Below are 12,428 nucleotides of genomic sequence, written 5' to 3' on the forward strand. Positions count from 1 at the left end.
GCCGCGTTTGTGTCATCTGCCTTTTTGCACGTTTTTTAGAGGTTATCCTTGTGAACCCAATTGAAGGTCATCTCAGCACGCGCAGCTCGCTGCATAATATTCTGGCGCCGACGGGCATCGCCATAGTCGGCGCATCGGCCGACCCCACCAAGCGTGGTTACAAAGCCATGGTCGGGCTGATCAAGGACGGATATCGCGGCAATATTTACCCTGTCAACCCCAAGGCCGGGATGATTCTCGGGGTAAGGGCCTGGCCGTCTATTGCGGCGATTCCTGGTAACCCTGAGCTGGCGCTTCTGTGTACGCCAGCGCCCAGCGTGCCGGGGCTTGTGGCCGAATGTGGTCGTCGTGGTATCAAGGGCGCAATTATCCTGGCCAGTGGCTTTGCCGAAATGGGTAAAGAAGGTGCCCGGCTTGAGCGCGAGATGATGGCCAAGGCAGCTGCTCATGGCGTACGCGTCATAGGGCCCAATACCTCGGGCGTCTTCAATCTTCATCATCACCTTAACCTGCTGGCGCTTGACGGCCTAAAAGCCGGAGACATCGGGATTATTTCCCAGTCAGGCAATATGCTGCTGGCGTTGGCCCTGGAAGCCCAGCATAACGGTCAGGTGGGTTTCAGTACCTATGTTGGCCCCGGCAACCAGAGTGATATCGGCTTCAATGATTACCTGCGCTACCTGGGAGAAGACGAGCACACCCGGGTAGCAACCCTGTATGTGGAGGGTTTCCGGGATGGTCGGCGTTTTCTTGAGGTGGCCCGCGACGTGACGGCGGTCAAGCCTGTCGTGGTCTACAAGTCCGGCTCCACCGAACAGGGCCAGAAAGCCGCCAGTTCACACACCGGGGCGCTGGCAGGCAGCTATCAGATGACGGTTGACGTCTTGCGTCAGTCGGGTGTCAGCGTGGTGCAGTATTCCGATGAAATTCTACCGGTGGCGGAAGGCCTGGGTCTTTTGCAGAAAGCGCGAGGCAAGCGGGTGGCGGTGATTGCCGACGGCGGCGGGCAGGCCACGATTGCCGCTGACCGTCTGGCAGAAGCGGGATTGACCCTGGCGAAATTGAGTGAAGAGACCCGCTCTCAGCTGAGGGCCATTCTGTTTCCCCAGGCGTCCACCCTTAACCCGGTGGATGTGGCCGGTTCGTCAGACGCTAATCCCTCGCTACTGGCCAGGTGCATGGAAATCGTTGCAGCAGATGATAACGTTGACAGCGTTTTTCTGGTGGGCATGTTCGGCGGTTATAGCCTGCGTTTTGCCGAGTCTCTACTGGGTGATGAAATGCGTGGCGCGGAAGCCATGGTTGATCTTTCCAATGTCACGACCAAGCCGCTGGTTGTGTACAGTCTCTATGCCCCTATCAAGCCACCTGCGCTGCGCCGTATGCATGAAGCTGGCCTGCCTATCTATGCGTCAATTGAACACGCTGTCCGCGTTCTGGCGGCACTCGGCGAGCGCGGCCAGTACCTTGCCGAACGTAAGCGGCAAGCGCCTTTTGCAGCGGTGACACCTGTTCCAAGCGTTCAGGCAATGTTGGCCAGTGCTCGGCAAGCCGGGCGCGATCTGCTCGAATATGAGGCCAAGGCGCTGCTGGGTGACCACGGCATAACGGTACCTGAGGAGCGCGTGGTGCGCGGTGCCGATGAACTGGCGCAGGTGGCCGCTGAGCTAGGCGATCAACCACTGGCCATGAAGGTGGTATCCAAGGATATTCTGCATAAATCCGATGCGGGCGGGGTCAGGCTCAACCTGAGAGGCACGGCCGCGCTGAAGGAGGCCTACCAGCAGATAATGACTTCCGCCCGGGTCTACGATGCCAATGCCCGGATTGAAGGCGTGCTGGTAACGCCCATGGCGGACAAAGGCGTTGAAGTGATCATTGGCATGATGCGCGATCCGGTCTTCGGCCCGGTGCTGATGTTCGGCCTGGGCGGTGTTTTTGTGGAAATTCTTGAAGATGTGGCCTTCCGAGCCTTGCCGCTGAGCCGTTTTGATGCGACTTGCATGATTGACCAGATCAAGGCTAAAAAGGTCTTTGAAGGCGTGCGGGGGGCGGCTGCGATTGATAAGAAGGCGCTGACCGAGTTGCTGTTGAACGTCGCGCATATTGTTGAGGCCTATCCAGAGATACAAGAACTTGATCTGAATCCGGTGATTGCCTATCCCGACGGGTATGCCGTGGTGGATGCCAGGGTGATTGTTGAACGCGCTGCCGACGGATTTTTTTCCCACTGAGCCTATCAAAAAGGAGCCAGCATGACGCTGCCCGAGTTGAAAGATGCCCGCCTAACCCTTGATAACCGCGTGGCCGTGTTAACCTTCCAACGCCATGATGTGCGTAATGCCCTGACCGGCACGGCGCTGGTCGACGACCTCGTAGCGGTGGCGAAATGGGTGAACCGCAGTGAGGATGTGTCGGTGCTGGTGATCACCGGCGATGGCTCGGCGTTTTCCGCCGGGGGCAATGTCAAGGACATGGCCAGCCGGGAAGGTGACTTTGCCGGTGACGTGGCCGAGGTGGCTGAGCGCTATCGGCGCGGCATCCAGCGTATGCCGCTGGCATTGCAGGCCGTTGAGGTGCCGATTATTGCCGCTGTGAACGGCCCCGCGATAGGTGCCGGTTTTGACCTGGCCAATATGGCCGATATGCGCATTGCCTCGCGGCGTGCCAAGTTTGGGGAGACCTTTCTTAATCTGGGCATAATACCCGGTGACGGCGGTGCCTGGTTCATGCAGCGGCAGATCGGCTATCAGCGTGCCTTTGAGCTGACGCTTTCTGGCCGAGTGATTGATGCTGAAGAAGCGCTGGCCTACGGCATTGTGCTGGAGGTGGCCGAGCCGGAGGACCTGATGGAAGTGGCCATGACCCATGCCCGACGCATCGCCGCCCAGCCGCCCAAGGCCACTCGGCTGACCAAGCGGCTGATGAAGATGGCCCCGGATATGCAGTTAAAAGCCTTCCTGGATGTGTGTGCCACGTTTCAGGGCATGTGCCATAACGAGCCTGAGCACCTGGAGGCCGTTAACCGGATGCTGGATAGCATGGCCAGGAAATAGCCGCGCCTGAGAGGATTGGATTGGCAATCAGCCTCTTCGGTTTATGATTGCGCTACTTGCGGGTATGATCAATACCGACAGCCTATCAGACTGAGGAGTGACGCTAGATGGAAGGTGTTAAACATATTGTTGCCGTTGCCTCAGGTAAAGGGGGCGTGGGGAAATCCACCGTGACCGTCAACTTGGCGCTGGCGCTTTCAGCCCAAGGGTATCGGGTTGGCGTGCTGGACGCGGATATCTATGGCCCAAGCCAGGCGCAGATGTTGGGCGTCAAGGAAGGCACCCGGCCCCAGGCGGCAGGCGAAGACAAGTTCCTGCCGCTTGAGGCGCATGGTATCAAAGCCATGTCGATGGCATTTCTGGTTAACACCAAAGAGCCCATGGTATGGCGGGGGCCCATGGTGGTTGGAGCGTTTCAGCAATTGTTGAACCAGACCCAATGGGGTGAGCTGGATTTTCTGCTGATTGATATGCCGCCGGGTACCGGTGATATCCAGCTGACGCTGTCTCAGCGTGTCCCGGTTGCCGGTGCCGTGATTGTTACCACGCCCCAGGACATTGCTTTGCTGGATGCACGTAAAGGCATCGAGATGTTCCGCAAAGTCAACGTGCCAGTACTGGGTATTGTGGAAAACATGAGTGTTTACCACTGTGAGAAATGTGGCCATGAGGCGGCGATTTTTGGTACCGGCGGTGGTGACCGGATTGCAGCAGAATACGACACCCAGGTGCTGGGGCGTCTGCCGTTAAGCCTTTCCATTCGTGAGCTGGCGGATTCCGGTAATCCGAGCGTTGTCTCGGAACCTGAAGGCTCGGCAAGCCAGGCATTTGCTCAGATTGCCCGCCAGATGGCGTCCCAGCTCAGCGGGACTGATGACCAGCAGGGCCCGACGATTTCTTTCAGCGAGTGACACGGCAACATGAGTATCAAATCGGATAAATGGATTCGCCGCATGGCTGAAAAGCAGGCCATGATCGAACCCTTCGAAGCAGAACAGGTACGTTACATTGATGGCGAAAGGGTGATTTCCTATGGCACATCAAGCTATGGCTATGATGTGCGCTGTGCTGATGAGTTCAAGGTTTTTACCAATATCCATTCAGCGGTTGTTGACCCGAAAAATTTTGATGAAAAGAGTTTTGTGGATATCAAGGGCGATATGTGCATTATTCCACCCAACTCCTTTGCGCTGGCGCGCACCGTGGAGTATTTCCGCATTCCGCGCAGTGTGCTGACGATCTGCCTGGGCAAGTCCACTTATGCCCGCTGCGGTATCATTGTCAATGTCACGCCCTTGGAGCCAGAATGGGAAGGCCATGTGACCCTGGAATTTTCCAACACCACCAATCTCCCAGCCAAAATCTATGCCAATGAAGGTGTCGCTCAGATGCTTTTCCTGGAATCCGATGAGGTTTGCGAGATGTCTTACAAGGATAGAGGCGGCAAATACATGGGTCAGCGCGGAGTGACTCTGCCGCGTACCTGAGTGCAGGCCTTGACAGAGTCCCCTGTGGCTACAACGCCCAGCCCTGGTTCAAGGGCTGGGCGTTGTTGTTTTTCACAATGCTTTGTTTTTCACAATGCTTTGTTTTTCACAATGCCTTGTTGTGCATAACGCTGAGCGCCCATCAAGATGTCAGCTTCAGGCTTCGTCGAGCTCGTCCGCTGCATCTTCATGCGTCAGCCGCAGCCCTTCAGGGGGCAGGGCAATGCCATCCAGGGTGGCCCCTGTGCCGCTGTATTGCAGCCGGCCATCGAGGAACCAGTTCACGGCGATGGGTAAAATCAGATGCTCGCGGGCATGGATTTTCTCTTTCAGTGAAGTTTGTGTGTCGTCGGCGGCAATGTTCAAGGCCGCCTGAATCACCACCGGGCCACCATCCAGCTCCTCAGTGACAAAGTGAACGCTGCAACCGTGTTCGCTGGCACCGTCTGCCAAGACCCGGGCGTGGGTATTGAGCCCCTGGTAAGCGGGAAGCAATGACGGATGGATATTAAGCATCCTGCCGAGAAAGCGCTGTACGAAACGCGGCGTCAGGATACGCATGAAGCCTGCCAACACGATAATATCCGGCTGGTGGCGTTCAATCACCTTGATCAAGGCACCATCATAGGCTTCCCGGCTGTCATATTCCCGATGTGGAAGCACCACAGCGTCAATGCCGGCGTCATGGGCGCGGGTCAGTCCATAGGCATCCGGTTCGTTGGAGATGACCGCCACAATCTTGCCGCTCAGCTGGTTATGGGCCTGCGCATCAATCAGCGCCTGAAGATTGCTGCCGCTGCCCGAGATCAGTACGACGATGCTGGGGGTATCGGCAGGCATGGCGGGCAGTTCGCTGGTGATCGCATCAGGGGTAACATTGCTGCTCATACGCCAGGCTTCTCCAACGTCACGGCGTCAGCGGTGCGTGTGATAATATTGCCCAGGGTATAGACGCTTTCACCCTGAGCCTGTAAGTGTTGGCGTGCCAGTTCAGCCTGGGCGGCGGGCACGACGACCACCATGCCGATGCCACAATTGAGTACCCGGTGCATTTCGGCTTCATCAACGTTGCCATTGGCCTGAAGCCAGTCGAACACGGCGGGTCGCTTCCAGCTGTCCAGGTTGATATGTGCGGCAAGATGATCGGGTAGAACCCGGGGAATATTTTCCAACAGGCCGCCACCGGTAATATGTGACAGGGCATGTACGGGAATATCAGTATCACGCATCAGCGAGAGCAGCGATTTTACATAGATGCGGGTGGGTGCCATCAGGGCGTTGCCAAGCGGCATGCCATCGACCGGAGTGTCGAGTGATGCATCACTGACCTCGAGAATCTTGCGAATCAGCGAATAGCCGTTGGAATGCGGACCGGATGAGGCAAGTCCCAGCAGTACGTCTCCAGCATCGACGCGGCCGCCATCGAGAACCTCGGATTTTTCGACGACGCCCACACAGAAGCCGGCCAGATCATAATCATCACCGTCGTACATGCCTGGCATTTCAGCGGTTTCGCCGCCTACCAGGGCACATCCGGCCTGTTCGCAGCCGGTGCCAATACCATTGACCACATCGGCGGCGATATCGACATTGAGCTTGCCCGTGGCATAGTAGTCAAGAAAGAGGAGCGGCTCGGCGCCTGCCACGATCAGATCGTTGACGCACATGGCGACCAGATCAATGCCAATGGTGTCGTGTTTGCCAAGGTCCATGGCCAGGCGTAATTTTGTGCCCACACCATCAGTGCCAGAGACCAGTACCGGCTCACGGTAGTTCTTGGGTAGCTCACACAGGGCACCGAAACCGCCGAGTCCACCCATCACTTCAGGGCGAGAAGTGCGCTTGGCAACATGCTTGATACGTTCGACAAGGGCATTGCCTGCGTCAATATCAACGCCAGCATCTTTGTAGCTAAGCGAGGGTTGAGGAGTTGATGAAGGCGTCTGGGTCATGGCGAGTCCTGATATAAACTGGGCGATAAATCGAGACACGGATTGTAACACCGACAATAGCATCACGCACCGCTCAAGCAGCCGACGAGGGCGCTTTGTCAGCGTAGCGGATGGCTGAAACCAGCCATGTTCAAACGATTTCAAGGGGGGTCGACAATGCGCCATTCGTGGTGGGGAGTGGGATTTCTGGTGGTGCTGGTAGGGGGGATCTTCCTGCTGGATGCCGTACTGATGCCCTTTGTGGCCGGCATGATATTGGCGTATCTGGCGGATCCTCTGGCGGACCGGTTGGAGCATTGGGGAATGGGACGTGTGCTGGCCGTCACCAGCGTTTTTTTCATTATGGCGCTGGTGCTGGTGATCAGCCTGTTGATTGTCGTGCCCTTGATTATTCAGCAGGCCAAGCAGTTCGGAGAGTCATTGCCGGTCATGTTCGAATGGGTCAAGAATGTATTGGCGCCAAAACTCGAAGAGTGGGCGGGTTATGATCTACAAACCGAGATGGACAACATCCAGCAGGTACTGACCAAACATTGGCGCGATGCCGGTGGCTATCTGGCCCAGGCGTTAGGGCAGATTGGGCGTTCCGGCATGGCGCTGGTGTCATGGGTGACCTTTTTGGCTCTGGTGCCGGTCGTCACTTTCTATCTGCTGCTCGATTGGGATCATCTGATGCAGCGTTTGGCCGACCTGGTGCCCAGGCGCTGGCTGGCGGATACCCTAAGGCTGGCAGGGCGCTGTGATGAAGTGCTCTCGGCTTTTTTGCGCGGCCAGCTTTTGGTCATGCTGTGTCTTGGTGTCTTGTATGCGCTGGGTTTGAGCCTGCTCGGGCTTAATTTTGGTCTCTTGATCGGGTTTGTGTCGGGTCTGGCCAGCATCGTGCCTTTTCTGGGCTTTATCGTCGGCCTGACCATTGCCTTGCTGGTGGCTGTGTTCCAGATGGGCACCATCTGGGCGATTTTAGGGGTTATTGCGATTTTTGCTGCCGGGCAGATGATCGAAAGCGTCGTGCTACAGCCCAAACTGTTGGGCAACAAGATAGGCCTTCATCCGGTTGCGGTTATTTTTGCTGTTCTGGTAGGCGGTGAGCTGTTTGGATTCATCGGAGTCTTGCTGGCATTGCCCGCTGCAGCTGTCATCATGGTACTCTTGCGTGAAGCTCACGATCGCTACAAAAACAGTAGTTTATATGATGATGGCAACACATTGACACAGGATGCCAACGTAAAGAGGCAGCTGGAAAACCGTGGGTCTCCTGACACAAGGGATTCATCATGAGCCGAACACCGGCACAATTACCCCTCGGGGTTGGGCTAGGCGATGACGCTACCTTCGATAACTTCTATGTCAGCCGACGCAATGCGGCGCTGGTGAGTCAGCTTCAGAGTCAGCTGAACGCAGAAGGCGAGCCCTATCTGTTTATCTGGGGCAGCGATGGTACTGGCCGCAGTCATCTGTTACAGGCTGCCTGTCATGCCGCGTCGGATGCTGGTAAGCGCGCACTGTATCTTCCCTTGGGGGATATCGGTCATTTTCCGCCCTTGATTCTGGAAGATATTGAACGTCTGGATCTGGTGGCGCTGGATGACCTTGACTGCGTGCTGGGACGAAAGCGCTGGGAAGAGGGGCTTTTCCATGCCTTCAACCGACTGCGCGATGGGGGCAAGCGAATAGTGATTGCCGCCAAGGGAGCGCCGCGACACCTGGATGTTAGCCTGGCAGATCTGGCATCGCGGCTTGCCTGGGGGATGACCTTTCATCTGCAGCCGCTTGATGATGAAGAGCGGCTTGCCGCTCTCAAGTTGCGTGCCAAGGTCAGAGGTATGCAGCTGCCAGACGACGTCGGACGTTATATTCTGCACCGAGGCCCAAGAGAGTTGGGTGCACTGTGTGAGTCACTTGAACAGCTGGATAAAGCCTCCCTGTCTGCCCAGCGCAGGCTGACCATTCCCTTTATCAAGCAGGCGCTCGGCTGGTAGCGCGTACATAGTGCTATGGCACCCCACACAAAAAAATACCGCCAGGCGAGCTGGCGGTATTTCAGAAGGCTGTCACTGAGACCCAGTGTCGGCCTTGGTGCTAGCTAACACTTAGCTGGCGGAACAGACCATTAAGCAGTTTTGCTCATCTTGGTAGCTGTTTCCTGGGCTTGCTTGACGTTTTCTTCAGTCAGCTTCTGGCTCTGCTGCATGAAATCCTGCTGCAGGGCAACAACCTTGTCAGCATCGCCTTTTACACGCTCAGCCAGTTCTTTGGCTACTTTCTGCTGGCTTTCCATGTAAGAACGCAGACCTTCCGCATCTTTAACGTCCATCAGGGTGCGAGCCTGGGCCATGCTGGTGTCAACGTAGGCTTTGCTGGCGTCCAGCTGGGCATTGAACATCTTTTCTGCGAAATCCACATTCAGGGCGGCGAAAGCGCGTACCGGTGCCATGAACATGTTGTCAAATTGCTGAGTCATTTCGTTTGTGTTGATAGTGCGCATGTTAAACCCTCCCGGGGCATTGGTTTTACATTAAGTCGTGAAGACAAATGAGCAATGGATGCGTTTTGCTGCATGTTGCGTTGCAGTATAGAGGGTCTTTTTGTGCATTGCAACATTATTTGTGTGGTAGCGCAGCGACGGGTGAAAAATGACTTTTCTCATCCCATGCTTCAGCGCTTGTTGTTGTGCGCACTTGCCTTCAGGTTGGATCATCGTACAGGATGATTTTTAATGAAAAATAACACTGATCGAGAGCGTAAATGAGCGATAAAACCAGGAGGTAGACATGACGATGCGTACCGAACGAGACAGCATGGGAGCACTGGAAGTCCCGGAAGAGGCGCTTTATGGCGCACAGACCCAGCGGGCCATTAATAATTTCCAGGTCTCGAATACGCCCATGCCCTGCGCGTTTATTCACGCTGTAGCACGTATAAAGCTGGCGGCGGCGCGCACTAACGGCCAGCTGGGTCTGCTGGATCAACCCAGGGCCCAGGCGATTGAAAAGGCGGCCCTGGCGGTTATCGATGGTCAGCATGATGACCACTTTCCTGTTGATGTCTTTCAGACCGGCTCGGGCACGTCAACCAATATGAACGTTAATGAAGTGTTGGCCCGGTTGGCCAGCCGCGAGGGTATCGAGGTAACGCCCAATGACCATGTCAACATGGGGCAGTCAAGCAATGACGTGATTCCTACCGCCATTCATCTATCAGCGGCGATTGCCGTCTCACAATCACTGCGGCCTGCGCTGGTGGGTTTGCAGGCCACCATTGACCGTCGAGCAGAAGAACTTGCGCAGGTGGTGAAAACCGGGCGCACGCACCTGATGGATGCCATGCCGCTGCGTATGGATCAGGAGCTTGGCGCCTGGTCGAGCCAGGTAGGGCAGGCCATTGAGCGTTTTGACAGTGCCATGCAGCGTTTATGCCGGCTGGCTCAAGGCGGTACCGCAGTGGGCACGGGAATCAACGCCCCTGAAGGCTTTGCCGACTTGATGGCCAAGGATCTGAGCCAGCAGACGGGGCTTACGCTGGTGCCTAATGACAGCTTTTTTGCCAGCCTGTCTTCCCAGGATGCGGCAGTGGAACTTTCCGGACAGCTGAAAGGCTTTGCCTGTGTGGTGATGAAGATCGCCAACGACTTGCGCTGGATGAATTCCGGCCCGCTGGCAGGCCTTGGGGAAATTGAGCTGGAGGCACTGCAGCCCGGCAGCTCGATCATGCCTGGCAAGGTCAACCCTGTGATTCCCGAGTCTGCCGCGCAGTCAGCGGCTCAGGTAATCGGCCTGGATACGGCTATCAGCGTGGCGGGGCAAAGTGGCAATTTTCAGCTGAATGTCATGCTTCCACTGGTTGCCTACAACCTGTTGACCTCGATCACCCTGATGGCTAACACCGCTGGACTTTTGGGCGAGCGGGCAATTGCCACTTTCAAGGTGCGTGAAGATAACCTGCAAGCCCCTTTAGCACGTAATCCGATTCTGGTGACCGCTTTGAATGGTGTTATTGGTTATAACGCAGCGGCAAGCGTTGCCAAGCAGGCCTATCAGGCCGGGCGGCCGATCATTGATGTGGCCGAAGAGGAAACTGACCTTGATCGAGCCACCCTTGAACGCCTGCTCGATCCGGTTGGATTGACACATGGTGGCATACCAGAATGAAGTACGCTGTGGGGCCTCAAGATTTGCGCGCGCAAATTGCTTGCATTTCAGTAATAAAGCCGTAGAATACGCTTCCGTTGCTTAGCAGCAGGACCATAGCTCAGTTGGTTAGAGCGCCACGTTGACATCGTGGAGGTCGGCGGTTCAAATCCGCCTGGTCCTACCAGATTCGCTGTTTGTGCAACAGGCGGCGACACATATTCGCTTGTCATAGGACCATAGCTCAGTTGGTTAGAGCGCCACGTTGACATCGTGGAGGTCGGCGGTTCAAATCCGCCTGGTCCTACCAGGTCATGCCGCTCAAATAGATCGTTACAGCTTCTGAAAAAAGCCCCGGGCATCGTGCCAGGGGCTTTTTTATTGCCAGCGTACTTACTGGTGCTCGAATAACAGGGGTATATCCGTTTGGCGGAGAAAGGTGGCAACCAAGCGCTCAATGCCTTCCTGGTCTACGTCGCTGAAACGCCCTGGGATGGGGCTGTCCAGGTCAAGCACGCCCCACAGCTCGCCTTCCATCACCACAGGGATAACGAGCTCAGAGCGTGAGTCAGCGTCACAGGCGATGTGATCTGCAATGGCGTGAACATCATCAACACGTTGGGTGGTTTTTTGACGCGCCGCCGCCCCGCAAACACCTTTGCTGAAAGGGATGGGGTGACAGGCAGGTTTGCCTTGAAAAGGCCCCAGACCGAGCATCTCTGATGTACGCTGCACATAAAAGCCTACCCAGTTAAGGTCGGGCACTTCATGAAAGACAAAGGCACAGACCTGGGCGCTGTTGGTCAGCCAGTCGCGGGTATCGAGCAGGGTTTCCAGCTGTCGATTGAGCAGGGCATAGTCAATCTGAGGCATACAGGCAATTATCCTTGGTGAAAAAAGCTCGCCAGGCCCGTAATAAGCTGACCTGACGGCGCTGTGAGGCGCTGAGTTTGGATCTGGTTGAGGTTTATTCAACCCAACCCGGTACAGCAGCACCCTTGAACAGCTCATCGGCTTTGTCGATCACTTCTTCACGCTGATAGGCATCCACCAGTTGACGAATGTCTTCACGCTCTTCGTCACCAGCACGTACAGCAATGAGGTTGACGTAGGGAGACTCAGGGCCTTCCTTGATCAGGGCATCGTCCAGGGTAAGCCCGGCAGGCTGGGCAAAGGTATTGTTGATAAACGCCATATCGACATCGGGCAGCACCCGGGGAAGCTGGGCAGCTTCAATTTCGCGGAAGCGGAAGTCGCGCGGGTTTTCGGCAATATCCAGCGGAGTAGCTTCCAGAAAGCTCGGGTCTTCAAGGGTGATCAGGCCTTCATTGTGCATCAGGATCAGGGCACGCCCTTCATTGGAAGGGTCATTGGGCAGGGCAATTTGTGCACCGTCAGGCAAGTTGGCAATATCCGAATACTGCTCGGAATAGGCGCCAATCGGATAAACGAAGGTGCGGCCAGCAATAGCCAGCTCATAACCGCGATCATCGATCATCGATTGCAGGTAGGGCTCGTGCTGAAAGGCATTGGCATCCAGGCTGCCATCGGCCAGTGCCGCATTGGGTGTTACGTAGTCAGTAAATTCGATTATCTCGATATCAAGGCCGTATTCTTCCTCGGCAATGCGCACGGCCACTTCCATGACGTCTGTCTCGGGCCCGGCGACGGTGCCGACCTTGAGGCTGTGGTTATCGGCGGCTGCGATGTTAATGGACAGCGCCAATGCAGTTAAGCTGCTGATTGCAAATGTTTTCATGATGGGTTTCCTCGTGGATATTGTTTAAGGGGATTAATATTAAAGCA

12 protein-coding genes and 2 tRNA genes are annotated in these 12,428 nt (G+C 56.0%); 9 read left to right on the forward strand and 5 right to left on the reverse strand.

Annotated elements, in window-relative coordinates:
- Positions 1–50: 50 nt before the first annotated feature.
- From LL947_RS05795 to dcd, 4 genes are all read left to right on the forward strand, one after another.
- Positions 51–2,234: an acetate--CoA ligase family protein gene (locus LL947_RS05795; RefSeq protein ID WP_499834222.1), complete on the forward strand. Its 2,184-nt coding sequence runs from the start codon at positions 51–53 to the stop codon at positions 2,232–2,234.
- A gap of 21 nt (positions 2,235–2,255) precedes the next feature.
- On the forward strand, positions 2,256–3,056 hold the full coding sequence (locus LL947_RS05800) for an enoyl-CoA hydratase-related protein (RefSeq protein ID WP_290821369.1): 801 nt from the start codon (positions 2,256–2,258) through the stop codon (positions 3,054–3,056).
- A 107-nt stretch (positions 3,057–3,163) separates the two neighbouring features.
- Positions 3,164–3,967 (forward strand): iron-sulfur cluster carrier protein ApbC, encoded by an 804-nt coding sequence (gene apbC / locus LL947_RS05805; RefSeq protein ID WP_290821370.1) that lies wholly within the window; start codon positions 3,164–3,166, stop codon positions 3,965–3,967.
- Between the two features lie 9 nt (positions 3,968–3,976).
- Entirely contained in the window at positions 3,977–4,543 is a 567-nt protein-coding gene (gene dcd, locus LL947_RS05810; protein ID WP_290821371.1) for a dCTP deaminase, read from the forward strand.
- Positions 4,544–4,699: 156 nt separating this feature from the next.
- On the opposite strand, the gene purN is transcribed toward dcd, so the two are convergent.
- Together purN and purM are read right to left on the reverse strand one after the other, a co-directional pair.
- Positions 4,700–5,383 (reverse strand): phosphoribosylglycinamide formyltransferase, encoded by a 684-nt coding sequence (gene purN, locus LL947_RS05815; protein WP_404417904.1) that lies wholly within the window; start codon positions 5,381–5,383, stop codon positions 4,700–4,702.
- 44 nt (positions 5,384–5,427) lie between these two features.
- Positions 5,428–6,495: a phosphoribosylformylglycinamidine cyclo-ligase gene (gene purM, locus LL947_RS05820; protein ID WP_290821373.1), complete on the reverse strand. Its 1,068-nt coding sequence runs from the start codon at positions 6,493–6,495 to the stop codon at positions 5,428–5,430.
- 156 nt (positions 6,496–6,651) lie between these two features.
- On the opposite strand from purM, the gene LL947_RS05825 reads away from it, so the two are divergent.
- Entirely contained in the window at positions 6,652–7,773 is a 1,122-nt protein-coding gene (locus tag LL947_RS05825; RefSeq protein ID WP_404417339.1) for an AI-2E family transporter, read from the forward strand.
- Positions 7,770–8,474 carry a DnaA regulatory inactivator Hda gene (gene hda / locus LL947_RS05830; protein ID WP_404417342.1) on the forward strand — a complete coding sequence of 235 codons (705 nt, stop codon included), beginning with the start codon at positions 7,770–7,772 and terminating at the stop codon, positions 8,472–8,474. Before LL947_RS05825 ends, hda begins: the two co-directional genes overlap by 4 nt.
- A 131-nt stretch (positions 8,475–8,605) precedes the next feature.
- Here hda and LL947_RS05835 read toward each other — a convergent pair whose 3' ends face one another.
- A complete protein-coding gene (locus tag LL947_RS05835; protein WP_404417345.1) occupies positions 8,606–8,980 on the reverse strand; it encodes a phasin family protein in 375 nt (124 codons plus the stop codon).
- A 286-nt stretch (positions 8,981–9,266) separates the two neighbouring features.
- Between LL947_RS05835 and LL947_RS05840 the strand changes: the two genes are divergently transcribed.
- From LL947_RS05840 to LL947_RS05850, 3 genes are all read left to right on the forward strand, one after another.
- On the forward strand, positions 9,267–10,643 hold the full coding sequence (locus LL947_RS05840) for a class II fumarate hydratase (RefSeq protein ID WP_404417348.1): 1,377 nt from the start codon (positions 9,267–9,269) through the stop codon (positions 10,641–10,643).
- An 89-nt stretch (positions 10,644–10,732) separates the two neighbouring features.
- Positions 10,733–10,809, forward strand: a tRNA-Val gene (locus tag LL947_RS05845).
- A gap of 46 nt (positions 10,810–10,855) precedes the next feature.
- Positions 10,856–10,932 (forward strand) — tRNA-Val (locus LL947_RS05850).
- Positions 10,933–11,015: 83 nt separating this feature from the next.
- Here LL947_RS05850 and LL947_RS05855 read toward each other — a convergent pair.
- Positions 11,016–11,495: a free L-methionine (R)-S-oxide reductase MsrC gene (locus tag LL947_RS05855; RefSeq protein ID WP_404417351.1), complete on the reverse strand. Its 480-nt coding sequence runs from the start codon at positions 11,493–11,495 to the stop codon at positions 11,016–11,018.
- 94 nt (positions 11,496–11,589) lie between these two features.
- Positions 11,590–12,381, reverse strand: coding sequence for a MetQ/NlpA family ABC transporter substrate-binding protein (locus LL947_RS05860; protein ID WP_404417354.1), 792 nt, complete (start codon positions 12,379–12,381; stop codon positions 11,590–11,592).
- Between the last annotated feature and the right edge of the window lie 47 nt (positions 12,382–12,428).

The organism is Halomonas sp. BLK-85 (assembly GCF_044792155.1).
Lineage (GTDB): Bacteria > Pseudomonadota > Gammaproteobacteria > Pseudomonadales > Halomonadaceae > Vreelandella.

Coding starts and splice junctions, on each gene's coding strand:
- purM (WP_290821373.1), bottom strand. CDS start 6,495: ATGACCCAGACGCCTTCATCAACTCCTCAACCCTCGCTTAGCTACAAA.
- LL947_RS05800 (WP_290821369.1), top strand. CDS start 2,256: ATGACGCTGCCCGAGTTGAAAGATGCCCGCCTAACCCTTGATAACCGC.
- apbC (WP_290821370.1), top strand. CDS start 3,164: ATGGAAGGTGTTAAACATATTGTTGCCGTTGCCTCAGGTAAAGGGGGC.
- LL947_RS05825 (WP_404417339.1), top strand. CDS start 6,652: ATGCGCCATTCGTGGTGGGGAGTGGGATTTCTGGTGGTGCTGGTAGGG.
- purN (WP_404417904.1), bottom strand. CDS start 5,383: ATGCCTGCCGATACCCCCAGCATCGTCGTACTGATCTCGGGCAGCGGC.
- dcd (WP_290821371.1), top strand. CDS start 3,977: ATGAGTATCAAATCGGATAAATGGATTCGCCGCATGGCTGAAAAGCAG.
- LL947_RS05860 (WP_404417354.1), bottom strand. CDS start 12,381: ATGAAAACATTTGCAATCAGCAGCTTAACTGCATTGGCGCTGTCCATT.
- hda (WP_404417342.1), top strand. CDS start 7,770: ATGAGCCGAACACCGGCACAATTACCCCTCGGGGTTGGGCTAGGCGAT.
- LL947_RS05835 (WP_404417345.1), bottom strand. CDS start 8,980: ATGCGCACTATCAACACAAACGAAATGACTCAGCAATTTGACAACATG.
- LL947_RS05855 (WP_404417351.1), bottom strand. CDS start 11,495: ATGCCTCAGATTGACTATGCCCTGCTCAATCGACAGCTGGAAACCCTG.
- LL947_RS05840 (WP_404417348.1), top strand. CDS start 9,267: ATGACGATGCGTACCGAACGAGACAGCATGGGAGCACTGGAAGTCCCG.